We start from the raw sequence: 12709 nt of genomic DNA, 5'->3' as shown, positions 1-12709 counted from the left end.
CGGCCCGCGCTGCATGAGCATGCCCTTCTGGCGCGAGGACCTCTAAGTCTTTCCGTTTCCGGTGCGGTCCCCCTACAACCGCACCGGTTTCGCCCGTCAAACGGGCAACACTAATACTTACGTAATTCATTTCTTCGAAAGGATTTGAACCATGGGTGTTAACCTCTCCGGCCGTAGCTTCCTCAAGCTCCTCGACCTCACCACCGAGGAGATCGAGTACCTGCTCAAGCTCTCCAAGAACTTCAAGGACATGAAGCGCGCCGGCGTTCCTCACCGCTATCTCGAGGGCAAGAACATCGTTCTGCTCTTCCAGAAGACCTCCACTCGTACCCGCTGCGCCTTCGAGGTCGGCGGCATGGATCTTGGCATGGGCGTCACCTACCTCGATCCCGGTTCGTCCCAGATGGGCAAGAAGGAGTCCATCGAGGACACCGCCCGCGTTCTCGGCCGCATGTATGACGGCATCGAGTTCCGTGGCTTTGCCCAGGACGACGTCGAGGAGCTCGCTGCTAAGTCTGGCGTGCCCGTATGGAATGGCCTGACCACCGAGTGGCACCCCACCCAGATGCTCGCCGATATCCTGACCGTCCAGGAGAACTTCAACTACGACATCAAGGGCAAGACCCTCGTCTTCATGGGCGACTGCAAGAACAACGTCGCTCGCTCCCTCATGGTCGTCTGCTCCAAGCTCGGCATGAACTTCGTGGCCTGCGGCCCCGAGGAGTGCATGCCCGCTGACGACGTCATCGAGGCCTGCAAGCCCATCGCTGAGGCTAACGGCTGCACCATCAAGCTGACCACCGACGTCAAGGACGGCGTCACCGGTGCCGACGTTCTCTACACCGACGTGTGGGTCTCCATGGGCGAGCCCGACGAGGTCTGGGCCGAGCGCATCGCTCAGCTCACTCCGTATCGCGTTACCTCCGAGGTCATGGCTATGGCCAACCCGGGTGCCATCTTCCTGCACTGCCTGCCCAGCTTCCACGACACCAACACCACGATTGGCGCCGAGAAGTGCGAGCAGTTCGGCATCACCGAGCAGGAGGTCACCGACGAGGTCTTCGAGAGCCCCGCTTCCAAGGTCTTCGACGAGGCCGAGAACCGCATGCACACCATCAAGGCTGTCATGTACGCTACGCTCAAGTAAGAGCATCTAGCATCTCGCTCGGGGTGCATTGCTGCGCACCCCGAGCGCTTTTGTCTGGTAAAAATCTCGCACCGAGCGACATGCACGGCACGGAAGAGCCGCTTCGGGCGAGATCAGTAAATGATTTATGAAGGGGGGATGAGAACTATGACTGAGACCGCTAAGAAAAAGCGCGGTATGCCTTCATCGTTCACCATTCTTCTTGCTCTGCTGGCAATCGTCGCGGTTGTTACCGTTATCGTCTCCGGTACGTCCGGTGGCGCGGTTACCGCTGCCCGCTTGAGCGATTTCTGCACCGCCCCGGTCAAGGGCTTCGCTGACGCTCTGCCCGTCTGCCTCTTCGTTATGATCCTCGGCGGCTTCCTCGGCATGATGACCGAGACCGGCGCCCTGGACAACGGCATTGCTGTTCTGGTGCAGAAGCTTAAGGGCAATGAGATCATGCTCATTCCCGTGCTGATGTTCATCTTCTCCCTCGGTGGTACCACCTATGGTATGTGCGAGGAGACCGTTCCCTTCTACGCCCTGCTCGCCGCCACCATGATGGCTGCTGGCTTCGACCCCATGGTCGGCGCTGCCACCGTCCTGCTCGGCGCTGGCTGCGGCTGCCTCGGCTCCACGGTTAACCCGTTTGCCGTCGGTGCTGCCGTTGACGCTCTGACTGGCGTTGGCATTGAGGTCAACCAGTCCATCATCATCGGCCTCGGTGCCGTCCTGTGGATTGTTACCACTGTTATGTCCATCCTCTTCGTCATGAGCTATGCCAAGAAGGTCAAGGCTGACAAGGGTTCCACCATCCTTTCGATGCAGGAGCTCAAGGACGCCGAAGAGGCTCACGGCAAGGCTGCTTCCGAGGTTCACAAGGAGGTCAAGCTCACCGGTCGTCAGAAGGGTGTTCTGATCGCCTTTGCCTTCACCTTCGTCGTCATGATCGTCGGCTTCATCCCGCTGGCCGACCTTAACGAGGGCGTCGCCAACTTCTTCGATGCTGGCGCTGTCTATGACGCCGACGGTAACGCCATCGTTCAGGGCTGGTCTGCCCTGATCACCGGCCTGCCCATTGGTCAGTGGTACTTCGACGAGGCTTCCACCTGGTTCTTCCTCATGGCTGTCCTGATCGGTATTATCGGCGGCCTGTCCGAGAAGCAGATCGTCAACACCTTCATCACCGGCGCTGCCGACATGATGTCCGTTGTCCTCGTCATCGCCCTCGCCCGTGGTATCTCCGTCCTCATGGCTAGCACCGGCCTCGACGTCTACGTCCTCGACGCTGCCGCCAATGCTCTGGCTGGCCTGTCCGGCGTGATCTTCGCTCCCATGAGCTTCCTGGTCTACTTCGGCCTGTCCTTCCTGATCCCCTCGACCTCCGGTATGGCTACTGTCTCCATGCCCATCATGGGACCGCTGGCTGTTAAGCTCGGCTTCTCGCCCGAGGTCATGGTCATGATCTTCTCCGCCGCCATCGGTGTCGTGAACCTGTTCACCCCGACCTCCGGCGCCATCATGGGCGGTCTTGCTCTGGCCAAGATCGAGTGGACGACCTGGCTCAAGTTTGCTCTTAAGCTCATCGTCGCTCTCTCCGTCGTCTGCGCCATCATCCTGACCGTCGCTTGCGTGATGCTCTAAGTACCCCTTGGGTACCCCACGGAAACCATGACGATCCTGTAAAGGATCACCTGGTCATCGTCTGTCCGGTGGGGTAACCCCACCGGTAGACTCCTACCTTTAGCCTCCTCCCGTTCCGTGCGCGGGAGGGGGCGACTTGCGTTCCGGCGTTTTACCAAACGCCGGAACCGGTCGACGCTGCGCGCCGCCCAGGACGACAATTTGTCATTCAAAAGGCAAGGCATGACCAAAAGGTCTATGCCTTGCCTTTTTCATGCCAACTTGTACGTCCTGGACGGCGCTCGCTGACTTATGCTCATCCTGCGGCGCTGCCTTTGTTGGTGTAAAGGTGTCAGATTGCTTTGCGCCATGCCCTCCTCTTTCACGTCACCTTGCTCGCTCTGGTGGGCTTTCGCTGACTTATGCTCAACCTGCGGCGCTGCCATTGTTGGCGCAGGGGGCGGCTTGCTCGCTCTGGTGCCTGTTCGCTGTCCGTTCTCTGCCCGCGACGTTTCTGCTGTTGGTGCAAAGGGGTCAGGTTACTTTGCGCCAAAAGGGGAAGTTGCGGTGGAATAGTTCCCGTTTGGCCGTCTTGAGGGGTTAAACAGGAGCTATTTCACCGCAACTTATCGATGGCGTGTTTGGTTGGTGCCTGTTGATGGCCTGGGCATCGGGGAGGGCAGGCTCCGTTATAATCGCCTAAGACATTAAATGGAAACGGGACGGGAGCCATATATGCGCCAGGGTTTCGACAACGCGAAGTATATCGAGCTGCAGGCCGCTCATATTAAGGAGCGCATCTCGCAGTTTGGCGGCAAGCTGTATTTGGAGTTTGGCGGCAAGCTGTTTGACGACTATCACGCGAGCCGCGTGCTGCCGGGTTTTGAGCCGGACAGCAAGTTTCGCATGCTCAAGAGCATAGCCGACGACGTCGAGGTCATCATCGCCATTAACGCGAACCACATCGAGAAGAACAAGGCTCGTGGTGACCTTGGCATTACCTATGACGAGGATGTGCTGCGCCTGGTTGACCTGTTCCGCGGCAACGGCTTTGCTGTCGCGGCCGTGGTCATCACCCAGTACGCCGGCCAGCCCGCTGCCGATGTGTTCCGCAACCGCCTGAACGCGCTCGGCATTCCCGCCAAGCTCCACTATCCCATCGAGGGCTATCCGCACGACGTCGACCTGATCGTGTCCGACGACGGCTATGGCAAGAACGAGTTTGTCGAGACCACCCGTCCGCTCGTCGTCGTGACGGCGCCCGGTCCTGGCTCGGGCAAGCTCGCCACTTGCCTCTCGCAGCTGTATCACGAGCATAAGCACGGTACCGCCGCCGGCTATGCCAAATTCGAGACCTTCCCGGTCTGGAATCTTCCTCTGACGCATCCGGTCAATATTGCCTACGAGGCCGCCACGGCTGACCTCGACGACGCCAATATCATCGATTCGTTCCACCTTGAGGCCTACAACAAGACCACGGTCAACTACAACCGCGACGTCGAGGCCTTCCCGGTAGTTCGTGCCCTGATGGAAAAGATCCTGGGCAAGAGCCCCTACCAGAGCCCTACGGACATGGGCGTCAATATGGTCGGCTTTGCCATCACCGATGACGATGCCTGCCGCGACGCTTCCAAGATGGAGATCGTCCGCCGCTACTTTACCGCGGTCGAAAATGTGCGCCGTACCGGCGTGGGCGATGAGCAAGTCGACCGTCTCAAGATTATTATGAAGAAAGCCGGCATCGATAAGAACTACTCACCGGCGCGCTCGGCGGCCCTCACCAGGGAGCAGCTGACGGGTGGTCCCGTGGGTGCCATGGTCATGCCCGATGGCTCCGTGGTGACCGGTAAGACCTCCACGCGCCTGGGCGCCGCAAGTTCGCTCATTATGAACGCCCTCAAGCATGTCTCGAGCGTCGACCTTGAGCTCGAGGTCATTAGCGATGAGGCGATCGAGCCCATCAGCAAGCTCAAGACGCATTTCCTGGGCAGCAAAAACCCGCGCCTCCACACCGACGAGACGCTTATGGCGCTGTCGATCACCTCGGCCACGAGTGAGACGGCCGCTCGCGTCCTTTCGGGCCTGGAGCAGCTGCGCGGTTGCGATGCCTTCTTTAGCGTGATTATCTCGCCGACGGACGAGACGGTACTGCGCAAACTGGGTATCAACGTGTGCTGCGAGCCCAAGTTTGAGCGCCGCGGTTTCTTCCATCGCTAAGTTTGAAGCACCGCGGTAATTGCATTGCATTTTGGCCGTATCGGGTTAGCGCCCGGTACGGCTTTTTGATCAATAAAGCGTCTATTTCGGCGAAAAATAGCTGTTTACCTGCCTAGAAACAATTTGAGCGGTATACAATAACCGTAACTGTTTCATCCTTAGCGGGATGCCGCATGATGGATATTACCTGCCATCGTGAGGTGTGTCGGTCGCGCACGGCGCGTTAGATGCTCGTGCTCGGTTTGAGGAGGCTGCTATGGCGGGCAAGGGTCGTGCGAGTGTCAACGATATGAAGCGTGTCGAGGTGCTGGTGTTGATGGAGATCGACCAGCAAACCGAAGACAATGGCGGGCCGTATGGTTTCTCGCGCAAAACGCTTGCCGAGCGCGTGGGGGTTTCGCCGTATCGTGCCCGCGCGGCAATCGATCGCTTGGATTCCGAAGGCATGATTGATGTCGTCTCGCGTTATAGCGACGACGGCGGTCAGCTTGCAAATGGCATTTGCCTCACCGAACGTGGCGAGTGGTATCTTGAGGGCGTCCGTACCGGCATGCTCGTTCAAGAAATGCTTGAGGACGAGGTTGCTGATCGATAGCAGCATGTAACCCTTGCCATAGCGACGCCGCCTGGGAAACCGGGCGGCGTTTTGTTTCAAGATTGAGAAATGCAATCGCACGCGAGAAAAATTGCGGACGGTCCGCGGCGCGAGTATTACAATGAAGACCCGTAAGATGTGGATAAACAACTTCTACGGGAAGCGCAGGTAACTCAATATGACCAAGCATGTGTTCGTAACCGGTGGCGTGGTTTCGTCCCTGGGCAAGGGTATCACCGCGGCCTCGCTGGGCCGTCTGCTCAAGTCGCGTGGCTACAAAGTAACGATGCAGAAGGCCGACCCGTATCTGAACGTCGACCCCGGTACCATGAGCCCGTTCCAGCATGGTGAGGTCTTTGTAACCGAGGATGGTTACGAGTCCGACCTGGACCTGGGTCATTACGAGCGCTTTATTGATGAGAACCTGACCCGCGATTCCAACTTTACGACCGGTGCCATCTACAAAAGCCTAATCGCCCGCGAGCGTCGCGGCGACTTTTTGGGCGGTACCGTGCAGGTGATTCCTCACGTCACCAATGCCATTAAGGACAAGTTTCGCCGCATCGAGGAGCAGACCGGCTCCGATGTAGTCATCACCGAGCTGGGCGGCACGATCGGCGACATCGAGTCCCAACCGTTTGTCGAGGCCATCCGTCAGTACCGCAAGGAGGCCGGCTCCGAGAACGTCTGCTACATCCACGTGTCGCTCGTTCCCTATATTGCCGCCGCCCACGAGGTCAAGACCAAGCCCACGCAGCATTCCGTCAAGGAGCTCCGCAGCTTTGGCATCCAGCCCGATATCATCGTGCTGCGCTCCGACCACCATATCGATGACGCTATCCGCGGAAAGATCGCAAGCTTCTGCGACGTCGACACCGATTGCGTCTTTACCAATGAGGACTGCGCGAGCATCTACGACGTGCCGCAGCTGCTTGCCGAGCAGGACTTTGACCTGCGTATTTGCGAGCGCCTGGGCCTGGACCCGCGTGAGCGCGACATGAGCGAGTGGAATGAGTTCCTGCGTAAGCAGAACCATGCCAACCATCACGCCGATAAGGTTAAGATTGCCGTCGTGGGTAAGTACACGCAGCTGCCCGATGCGTACCTGTCGGTTATCGAGGCCCTGCACCATGCGGGCGTCTTCTACGATCGCCATGTGGACGTCCAGCTGGTCGACGGCGAGAGCCTCGACGAGCAGAATGTCTCCGAGGTTCTGGGCGACGCCTCGGGCATCCTGGTCCCCGGCGGCTTTGGCAAGCGCGCCCTGGAGGGCAAGATCCTCGCGGCCGAGTTTGCCCGTGAGCACAAGATTCCGTATCTGGGCATTTGCCTGGGTATGCAGGTGGCCGTGTGCGAGTTCGCCCGCAACGTCGTCGGCCTTGCCGGCGCCAGCTCCTCCGAGTTCGATCCGGACGGCCCGTTTAGCGTCATCGATCTGATGAGCTCGCAGGAGGACGTGACCGAGAAGGGCGGCACCATGCGTCTGGGCGCCTATCCGTGCAAGCTCGCCGCCGATACCCTCGCTCGCGAGGCATATGGCGAGGATCTCGTCTACGAGCGTCACCGTCACCGCTTTGAGTTTAACAACGCCTTCCGCGACCAGCTTGAGGACGCCGGTTTGGTTATCTCGGGTCTGTCGCCCGACGAGCGCCTAGTCGAGATGGTCGAGCTGCCGCGCGACGTGCATCCTTGGTATGTGGCAACCCAGGCTCACCCCGAGTTCAAGAGCCGTCCGACCAACCCGCAGCCGCTGTTCCGAGAGTTCGTGCGTGCCTCGATCGGTCAGCACGAGGGTGTCGATCGCCTGCAGGTGACGCCCATGAACCTCGCTACGGACTAAGGGTGCCGGCGAACAAAGAACATACCGAAGCTACTCCCTCGTCGCTCGCCGTGGCGGCGGGGGAGTATCTCGATTACCTCGCGGTCGAGCGGGGTTTGGCGCGCAACACGATTGCGGCCTATCGTCGTGACCTGACGACGTACTGCGCGTATCTGGAGCGGGCGGGCATCATGTCTTTTGATGAGGTGACTCGTCAGGTCGTGGAGGGCTTTGTCGCCGACCGTCGCGATGGGGGCTATTCCGATGCCTCGGTGGAGCGTGCGCTTGCGGCCGTGAAGGGCCTGCATGCCTTTTTGGTGCGCGATGGGATTGTGGCCCAAAATCCAACGGCGGCGTTGCGCCTGCCTAAAAAGGCTGAGCGTTTGCCGGAGTATCTATCGGTGGAGGATGTCTCGGCGCTGCTCGATCAAGACTTCCCCGAGGGCGAGATGGGCTTGCGCGACCATGCCATCTTGGAAGTGCTCTACGGATGCGGCTTGCGTGTGAGTGAGTTGGTGGGGCTCGATGTGGGCGATATCCATATCGACGATGGCTTTGTGCTCGTTCGCGGTAAGGGCTCAAAGGAACGCCTGTCCCCGTTGGTGGGAAGCGCGGCGCGAGCTCTGACGCGCTATATAACTAAGGGGCGTTCTCGCTTGGCGGCCCATGCCCACGGAACCGAGACCTCGGCGGTCTTTTTAAATAAGAACGGCCGCCGTCTGTCGCGCCAGGGCATCCATGCCATCTGTGAGCGCTACGGGCGCCAGGTGGGGCTGGTGGGACTCCATCCCCATACGCTGCGTCACTCCTTTGCCACCCATATGCTTGCGGGCGGTGCGGACCTCCGTGTGCTACAGGAGATCTTGGGACATGCCGATATATCGACCACGCAGGTCTACACGCATGTCGATCGTACGCAACTGACCGAGGTCTATCTGGCGGCGCACCCGCTGGCACATCGTTAACACATCGCTGGCCTGCATATCTATAGGTATTTGGGGACGGGCCCCAGATTGCCGCGGCGTGCTTTTGCGCGCGCATGGGCAATCTGGGGCTCGTCCCATTTTTCGCTAGACACCGACGCGGCGGTGGGCCGTGTGTACCGTGGGTGGGGGAGTTTGGGGGCGATGTGAACGGCGTGTAAAGGGACGTAAAAATCGCCTCAAGGTCAACTTGAAGGTTGAGGTTCGCGGGCGTGGTTCTACAGGTGGCATCCCGCCTTTGCTGCAAACACAACATATTGTGTTTTCGAACATATGCTCGGGGGTGTTTTACAACATATTGGGGGTGGAATGGTGGGGAGGGGTGGGGGAAGGGGTGGGGAAAGGTGTTGAAAAATGGGGCGGTTCCCCATATTATTGATGACGTCGACAGGCGGGGGGGTTCCCCGCGTACGTGCCATCTGAGTAACCGAGGGGAGGGCGCACATGGGAATGACTGGTGCATATGAGCGCAATCTCGATGCAAAAGGTCGTCTGTCCCTGCCTGCACCCCTTCGCGAGGAGCTTGGAGAGCACGTTCGCGTGTTCAAAGCCCTGGATGTCGATGCTCTGTACGTGTTCTCTGCCGAGGCCTTCGATAAGTGGGTCGAAGGACTCTTCGCGGGTCGTGAGGGCCACGAGGGTTTTAACCCGCGCGACATCAACGACCAGAAGCTCATGAGGGCGATCAACAAGCGCACCACGTCGATGGACGTGGACAGCGCCGGTCGTATCGGTCTTTCTGAGTCTCTCCGCAAGCAGGCGAACCTCGACCGCGAGGTCACGGTTGTGGGCAACTACGACCACCTTGAGGTTTGGGATCGCGCCGCGGCCGATGAGGACGATGACGATGAGGCCCTGCTGGACCTCTTCTTCTCGTAAGGGCAAGGCACGGGTAACGGATGGAGCGTGGGATCTTGACACAAGAATATCGGCATGAACCTGTCATGCTCGGCGAAGTGCTTGAGTCGCTGCAGCTAAAGAGCGGCTCCGTCGTCTGCGACTGCACCCTTGGCGGTGCCGGCCATTCGGTAAAGATGGCCGCGCAGGTGGGGGAGACCGGCCTTTTGCTCGGCGTCGATCAGGACGACATGGCCCTCGAGGCCGCTGGCGCCCGTCTGGACCGCGAGGTTCCCGGCGTACCGCACCAGCTGCTGAAGGGCAACTTCGGCGACTTGGACGAGCTGCTTTGCTCGGCCGAGGTGCCCGGGGTCGATGGCTTCCTGTTCGATTTGGGCGTTTCGTCACCGCAACTCGATATCCCTGGCAGGGGCTTTTCGTATAACGAGGACGCCCCATTGGACATGCGGATGGATCCGGGCAATAACACCTTAAACGCAGCTGAGGTCATCAACACCTATAACGAACACGACCTCGCCCGGATTCTACGCGTCTACGGCGAAGAGAAGTTCGCCTCGCAGATCGCGCGCGAGATCGTGCGCCGCCGCGAGCAAGAACCGATCGAAACCACCGGCCAATTTGTCGAGATCATCAAGGCGGGTATCCCAGCTGCCGCTCGTCGGCATGGTGGACACCCGGCCAAGAAAAGTTTCCAGGCCATTCGCATCGAGGTCAATCACGAGCTCGATGTGCTCGAACGAGGGCTTGATGCCGCCACCAGGTGGCTCAACCCGGGCGGACGTATCTGCGTCATTTCGTATCACTCGCTCGAGGACCGTATCGTAAAGAACCACTTTAAGGAGATGAGCCAGGGGTGCACGTGTCCGCCGGAGATTCCGGTGTGCGTGTGCGGCAACGTGCCGATACTCAAGGTCATCACCCGCAAACCCCTGGTTGCCCAGCCTGATGAGGTTGAGCGCAACCCTCGGGCGAGATCAGCCAAAATCCGCGTGGCGCAGCGTCTGTAGGCGCGACCGCGCGATATTGGACCTCCCGCTCGCACCATAAACGAAGCTTAAACACACTACCAACGTACTCGGGATGGGAGGCGGCATATCATGGGCTACAACACTTCAAACGCAGCACTCGCCTATGATATGAACGCCATGCCCGCCTATCGTGAGACGCCGCAGGCCCCCGTTGCTCCCCGTGAGCAGCGCACGCCGCGCTTTGATGTCTACACGGGCGCGGGCCGTCAGGCAAACCAGGCGGTAAGCCCGGTTTTCATGAGCGTTCTTAAAACGTTTTGCATCATTGCGGCTATCTTCATGACGATCGGCGTCGCCCGCGTGGCGCTCGCCGGCGTTACGGCCCAGGTGCTCAACAGCAACGCCGAGCTTACCAACACGCTCGAAAAGGCGACCGATGAGAGCTCCGACCTGGAGGTCATGCATTCGGTCTATGGCGCCGACACGCGCATTCGCGACCTTGCGGGCGCTTATGGCATGGTGGAGCCCAGCGAGAGCGTTACACTTGACTTTTCGCAGGATGCAGCCGCGGGCGCCAACGCGACCGCGACCGCTCAGTAGCAAGACGGTAGCTGAGTATGACAAATGACTATCGCCGCGGTTCCGATGGGGGCCGCGGTTCTGGACGTCCCTCGTCGCGGGGACGTTCTGGTTATCAAGGAACGGGTCGGCAATCTTACAACGCCGGGCAGTCCCGTGGCAACGACCCGGCGTCGCGACTTCGCGGCTCGGGCGGCCCTCAAGTGCATAACACTAGGTCGCGCAAGAGTTCGTCGACCGAATGGCTCACAGGCACGCCGCTGCCTCGCCGCAAAGCCGTCATGGGATTCATTGGGCTTGGCTTGGGCTTGGGCGTCTTTCGCCTTGCCGACTATCAAATTGTCGAAGCCGATAAACTGCGCGAGCGTGCCGATGCGCGTCGCCTGCTTGCGCAGACCCTCTATGCCAAACGTGGCACCATCTACGACCGCAACGGTAACGTGCTGGCGTCGTCGGTCGAATGTCGCAACATCGCTGTGAACCCGCAGCTTGTCGAGGATGTTGACAAGACGGTGTCGGCGCTGGTCAAGGCAACTGGAATCGATAAAAAGACCTGCCGCAAGCTCGTTGAGTCCGATGGAACCTGGGTGTATATCAAGCGCCAGGTGGACGAAGACGATGCTGTGGCGCTGGAGAAGAAGAACCTGCCCGGCGTGCTTTTTGAGCAGGCCATGAAGCGCGTATATCCATACGGCAATCTGGCATCGCAGGTGCTGGGTGTAGTGAATGTAGACAACGACGGCTTGACTGGTCTCGAAAAGCAATACAACAAGCTTCTAACCGGCACGAACGGTTCTCTCGTACGCGAGCGCGCGAGGGACGGCAGCTATATCGCGGGCGGTGCCTATAAAAAGGTGGCTGCGGTCGACGGCGTTGATCTCGTGACGACGCTCGACGTCAATATCCAGCGTGCGGCCGAGGATGCCCTGGCAGAGGCTGTCGAGAAGACAAAGGCCAAGAACGGCTCGGCGCTGGTCACCGATCCTACGACAGGCGAGATCTTGGCAGCCTGCTCGTATCCGACCTACGACCAGACCAATTTGGAAAACGCCAAGACCGAGGATATGAACCTGCGCCTGGTCACCGACGCCTACGAGCCCGGCTCGGTCTTTAAGACGCTCGTGGCGGGCGCCGGCTTCGACTTGGGTGTCGTGCGGTCGAGTACGTCGTTTGAGGTGCCGGCGAGCATCAAGGTGGGCGACGATACCGTCACCGATGCCGACAAGCGCGACTACGCCATGACCATGGATGTGCGCGAGATGATGCGCCGTTCGTCCAACGTGGGATTTGTCCTGGTGGGGCGCAAGATCGGTGCCGACGACTTTGCCGCCTATGTGGACAAGTGGGGCATCGGTCACAGCTCTGGTGTCGATTTTCCGGGCGAGAGCCTGGGCATCGTCAAGGAGCGTGACCAGTATGACGGCGCCACGCTGGGCTCGATGAGCTTTGGACAGGCGCTGTCTGTCTCACCGATTGAGATCGCACGTGCCGTGGGCGGCATCGCCAACGGCGGCGTGATGATGACCCCGCACTTCTATAAGTCCAGCAAAGGCGACGAGAAGGACTGGGGCGAAGGCGAGCGCGCGATTTCGGAGGACGCCGCATCCCAGGTGACATCGTGCATGCAGACGGTCGTGTCGGAGGGAACGGGCGTTGGCGGCGCGGTTGACGGCTATGACGTGGCGGGTAAGACCGGTACGGCCGAACGTGCCGACGAGAACGGCGGCTACCTCAAGGAGAACTACATGTCGTCCTTTATGGGCTTTGCACCGGCACAATCGCCCAAGGTGCTGTGCTATATCACGCTCGACGGAACGCCGAGCGGCTCAGATGCCGCTGCGGTGCCGTTCCAGTCCATTATGGCCAACGCGCTCGACGTGCTGGGTATCCCACACACGAAGTAGGGGGTTACAATCTTTGGGGCGTGGTTTGTTGTCC

Annotated in this window: 10 protein-coding genes; all 10 read left to right on the top strand. The window is 59.8% G+C overall.

All coding sequences use genetic code 11. The features are described 5' to 3' along the window. The first annotated feature begins 151 nt into the window (after positions 1-151). The 10 genes from argF (at position 152) to DW037_RS05010 (ending at position 12675) form a co-directional block, all read left to right on the top strand. Positions 152-1147 carry an ornithine carbamoyltransferase gene (argF, locus tag DW037_RS05055; RefSeq protein WP_117584234.1) on the top strand — a complete coding sequence of 332 codons (996 nt, stop codon included), beginning with the start codon at positions 152-154 and terminating at the stop codon, positions 1145-1147. Positions 1148-1285: 138 nt separating this feature from the next. Next, complete coding sequence (locus tag DW037_RS05050; RefSeq protein WP_369831459.1) at positions 1286-2773, top strand: YfcC family protein; 1488 nt, start codon at positions 1286-1288, stop codon at positions 2771-2773. Positions 2774-3487: 714 nt separating this feature from the next. After that, the gene (locus DW037_RS05045; protein WP_117630079.1) at positions 3488-4969 is read left to right on the top strand and encodes a DUF1846 domain-containing protein; all 1482 of its coding nucleotides are present in this window, start codon (positions 3488-3490) and stop codon (positions 4967-4969) included. 256 nt (positions 4970-5225) lie between these two features. Then, a complete protein-coding gene (locus DW037_RS05040) occupies positions 5226-5564 on the top strand; it encodes a hypothetical protein (protein ID WP_040358312.1) in 339 nt (112 codons plus the stop codon). Positions 5565-5742: 178 nt separating this feature from the next. Continuing rightward, positions 5743-7404, top strand: a complete 1662-nt coding sequence (locus DW037_RS05035; RefSeq protein ID WP_117584233.1) for a CTP synthase — start codon at positions 5743-5745, stop codon at positions 7402-7404. Positions 7405-7406: 2 nt separating this feature from the next. After that, positions 7407-8348, top strand: coding sequence for a site-specific tyrosine recombinase XerD (xerD, locus tag DW037_RS05030; protein WP_117584232.1), 942 nt, complete (start codon positions 7407-7409; stop codon positions 8346-8348). Positions 8349-8810: 462 nt separating this feature from the next. Then, entirely contained in the window at positions 8811-9245 is a 435-nt protein-coding gene (locus DW037_RS05025; protein WP_006234269.1) for a division/cell wall cluster transcriptional repressor MraZ, read from the top strand. Positions 9246-9265: 20 nt separating this feature from the next. After that, a complete protein-coding gene (gene rsmH / locus DW037_RS05020) occupies positions 9266-10231 on the top strand; it encodes a 16S rRNA (cytosine(1402)-N(4))-methyltransferase RsmH (protein ID WP_117584231.1) in 966 nt (321 codons plus the stop codon). A 90-nt stretch (positions 10232-10321) separates the two neighbouring features. Continuing rightward, a complete protein-coding gene (locus DW037_RS05015; RefSeq protein ID WP_117584230.1) occupies positions 10322-10792 on the top strand; it encodes a hypothetical protein in 471 nt (156 codons plus the stop codon). Positions 10793-10974: 182 nt separating this feature from the next. Continuing rightward, positions 10975-12675, top strand: coding sequence for a penicillin-binding protein 2 (locus DW037_RS05010; RefSeq protein WP_338134613.1), 1701 nt, complete (start codon positions 10975-10977; stop codon positions 12673-12675). The last annotated feature ends 34 nt before the right edge of the window (positions 12676-12709 follow it).

This window comes from Collinsella sp. AF39-11AT (assembly GCF_003474585.1).
GTDB lineage: Bacteria > Actinomycetota > Coriobacteriia > Coriobacteriales > Coriobacteriaceae > Collinsella.
Note: the sequence above shows the minus strand (reverse complement) of the source record. Positions and strands in the feature narration are given on the sequence as shown.

Coding starts and splice junctions, on each gene's coding strand:
- DW037_RS05050 (WP_369831459.1), top strand. CDS start 1,286: ATGAGAACTATGACTGAGACCGCTAAGAAAAAGCGCGGTATGCCTTCA.
- DW037_RS05015 (WP_117584230.1), top strand. CDS start 10,322: ATGGGCTACAACACTTCAAACGCAGCACTCGCCTATGATATGAACGCC.
- DW037_RS05025 (WP_006234269.1), top strand. CDS start 8,811: ATGGGAATGACTGGTGCATATGAGCGCAATCTCGATGCAAAAGGTCGT.
- DW037_RS05035 (WP_117584233.1), top strand. CDS start 5,743: ATGACCAAGCATGTGTTCGTAACCGGTGGCGTGGTTTCGTCCCTGGGC.
- DW037_RS05045 (WP_117630079.1), top strand. CDS start 3,488: ATGCGCCAGGGTTTCGACAACGCGAAGTATATCGAGCTGCAGGCCGCT.
- argF (WP_117584234.1), top strand. CDS start 152: ATGGGTGTTAACCTCTCCGGCCGTAGCTTCCTCAAGCTCCTCGACCTC.
- DW037_RS05040 (WP_040358312.1), top strand. CDS start 5,226: ATGGCGGGCAAGGGTCGTGCGAGTGTCAACGATATGAAGCGTGTCGAG.
- rsmH (WP_117584231.1), top strand. CDS start 9,266: ATGGAGCGTGGGATCTTGACACAAGAATATCGGCATGAACCTGTCATG.